The following is a 2,101-nucleotide window of genomic DNA, read 5'->3' on the forward strand; positions in this document are numbered from 1 at the left end:
CCCGAGGACCTCGAGAGGGTGCGCGGGATCCTGGGGTGCTGAACGTTTGGCATTATACGCTTCGCGAAAGAAAAGGGTTGTGATCGGATCATGTCCGGCAGGTTCAGCGGGCCCAAGGTTGTATTTGTTCTGAAAGATGGCATCCGGGGGCATGAAAACCAGTCGGCGGGAGTGGCCCGGTGGCTTAAAAGGCTTGTTGGTGCCGATGTTTTCGACATTGAAATACCAGGGCTTTCGGGGCTTCAACGCTTCGTCCTTTACAAGAACCAGGCCCGGAAGTTGATAAAAGATTCCCCTGAAATATCTTTTGATTGGCTTGGAAAAGCCGAAGCATTGAGCCTGCATGGATCGGTCACCCGGATGATTGACTCCTCCGGGGCGAGGAATGACGAAGTTTTGTTCCTTTCGGCCGGCAGTGCCGGTGCACCTTTCTGTTTGTCGCTGGCCAGGGCGACCGGGGGCAAATGCGCTTGCCTGATGACACCCTCCGTCCTTGGCACCGTTCCCTTCGACTTCGCCATCGTCCCTGAGCACGACTTCCCTGAACCCTCGCCCAACCTCCTGGCCACCCTTGGGGCGCCCAACATGATAGGCGCCGGACTTTCAGAAACGGAGGAAAGACCGCTCGCTTCCAGGTTCCCTTCAAAGGCCGAAAAGAAATGGGGCATCCTCATCGGTGGCGACGATGCGAATTACTCGATCCCTCCGGAATGGGCCGAAAATGTCCTGAAAGCTCTCCTTGAAACAGCCAAAAAGACTGGCGCCGATGTCTTCATCACGACTTCTAGAAGGACACTTCCAGCGACGGAAGAAAAAATCGCCGAAATGGTGAAAGGCTCTCTCCACGTAAGGATGCTCGTCCTAGGGTCGAAAGACCCCTGGAACCCTGTCCCCGCTATGCTCGGGTCCTGTCAACGGGTATTCTGCACCGAGGACTCGGTCTCTATGATCTCCGAAGCGATGACCGGAGGCCACGTGGTGCAGATCCTCAGGGTCGAAAGGAAAAAGGGCTTAAGGAAGTGCCTTCAGGGTCTTACAGCGAAGATGGTCGATAAGAACTTGCTGGCTCGTCAAAGGCTTTGGGGCATTCCCAGGTTCGACTTAATGATAGAATCATTCTGTAGCAGAGGCTGGGCGATGGAGTATGACCCCGCAAAGCTTGATCAAGTGTCGCCGGCCCGGGGGAGGAAAAACGAAGGTCTTTCGTTCAGCGAAGCGAGGAGGGCGGCCGAGTGGATCATCCAGGGGTGGGAATCTTGAAGATCGCCCAGGTTTTGCCTGAGTTCCACGAAGGCGGGGTAGAACGCCACGTCCTTTGGCTCTCCAATGAACTTGCCGCGTCGGGGCACCAGGTAACGGTCATCACCGCCGGCGGCAAGCTGGAGGAAAAACTGGACCCTGGTGTAAATCTATGGAAATTGCCCGTCCATCGGAAGAACCCTGCCACGGGATTCTATTCGGCTTTCAACATAGCCGCTAGGGCGAAGCGGAAAAACTGGGATATTCTTCATGCCCACTCGAGGGTACCGGTATGGATCGCCTGGTGGGCGTCTTCGATGTCGGGCGTACCCTGGGTTTTTACCGCCCATGCTCGTTACAGCCTGAACTCGGGGTTGAAACCCTTCCCCCGGGCGAAGGGGGCTATCTGCGTCAGCAAGGCGGTGGAGGAGCATCTACGGTCGTTCCTGCCCCTGAACAGAGCGGTAATACCGAATGGGCTCCCACCGGTGGAGTCCAGGTGGGAAAGAAGAGGAGGAGTGGTGAAGCGTTTACTTTTCGTGGGCCGACTGACGAGGATCAAAGGTCTTGATGTGTTGCTCGCGGCGCTGGATGGGTTGAAAGACCAGGAATGGGAACTGGGCGTGATCGGCGACGGCCCTCAGCGAGCCGAATTTGAGACCTTGTCGGAGCGACTGTGTTTATCGGACCGTATCCGCTTCCATGGCTTCCAGGACAACCCCCAGGATTGGATGGTTGAAAGCGACCTTCTGGTATTTCCCTCGTTGGATGAAGGGATGGGGCTTGTCCTGCTGCAATCGGCGCAAGTGGGGTTGCCCGTGATCGCTTCTGATCTTGACGCAGCCAGGGAAATAGGCGCCAA

Annotated in this window: 2 protein-coding genes; both read left to right on the forward strand. The window is 56.5% G+C overall.

The genetic code is table 11. The annotated features are described in order from the left end of the window. Positions 1-90 precede the first annotated feature (90 nt). Positions 91-1,260, forward strand: a complete 1,170-nt coding sequence (locus GX108_08495; GenBank protein NLO57060.1) for a nucleoside-diphosphate sugar epimerase — start codon at positions 91-93, stop codon at positions 1,258-1,260. Continuing rightward, positions 1,233-2,101: glycosyltransferase family 4 protein (locus tag GX108_08500; GenBank protein ID NLO57061.1), on the forward strand; the 869-nt coding region annotated here is incomplete at its 3' end. The genes GX108_08495 and GX108_08500, both read left to right, overlap by 28 nt.

It is taken from the genome of Thermovirga sp., from assembly GCA_012523215.1.
Lineage (GTDB): Bacteria > Synergistota > Synergistia > Synergistales > Thermovirgaceae > 58-81.

Bases quoted from the DNA above. Each gene is read 5' to 3' on its own strand.
- GX108_08495 (NLO57060.1), top strand. From the start codon at position 91: ATGTCCGGCAGGTTCAGCGGGCCCAAGGTTGTATTTGTTCTGAAAGAT.